This window comes from Streptomyces katrae (assembly GCF_000966975.1).
Classification (GTDB): Bacteria; Actinomycetota; Actinomycetes; order Streptomycetales; family Streptomycetaceae; genus Streptomyces; species Streptomyces katrae.
Genome location: NZ_JZWV01000743.1, coordinates 1 through 766, shown reverse-complemented (window position 1 = coordinate 766; position 766 = coordinate 1). Strand labels below are relative to the sequence as shown.

The window sequence follows — 766 nt, the reverse complement described above, 5'->3', positions numbered from 1 at the left end:
GCGGCCACCTGCTGCCGCAGCCCGCCCACGCCGGGCTCGGCGCCCACACCGCGCCCGGTGGCCACGCCGTTGCCGATGGCCACCCCACGCCCGGCGGACATTCCGCATCCAGGGGACATTCCGTACCCGGTGAACACCCCGTACCCGGAGGCGGGCATCCGGCGACCGGCCCCGTTCCCGGTACGGCGACCCGGCTCACCGCCGCCTACGGGCCGGCCGGCGTCCCCGCACACGCGCCGACCGACCCGGGCCGGCCCGACTCCCTCGACGCCGGCCACATCCGCGCGTTCGCCCTCAGCCGGGCCGGCCGGCCCGAGGAGGCCCTCGCCGTGTACGCGGCCGTCGCCGAGGGGCGGGCGCGGGTGCTCGGCCCCGACCACGCCGACACCCTGGCCGCCCGCCAGGAGGAGGCGTACGAGCTCGGCCGCCTCGGCCGCCACGGCGAGGCCTACGAGAGGTACCACGCGGTGCTGGCCGCCCGGATCCGCACCATGGGCCCGCGCCACCCCGACACCCTGCGCTGCCGCCACAACCTGGCCTGCGCCCTCGGCGCCCTCGGCCGGCACGCCGAGGCCCACGAGGCGGCCGCCGCGGTGGCGGCCGACCGCACCGACGTACTCGGTCCCGAGCACGTCGACACGCTCCTCACCCGGTACGAGGTGGGCTACGCCCTGGGCCGGCTCGGCCGCTGGAACGAGGCGCTGAGCGTGTTCCGCCAGGTCGCGGCCGCCCGTGAGCGCGTCCTGGGCCGGGACCACCCCGACGC

The 766-nt window shown here is 79.0% G+C and carries 1 protein-coding gene; it reads left to right on the top strand.

The genetic code is table 11. From position 1 onward, the window contains the following. Positions 1-766 (top strand): tetratricopeptide repeat protein (locus VR44_RS25640; RefSeq protein WP_045949962.1); only part of this gene is annotated, 766 nt, incomplete at both ends.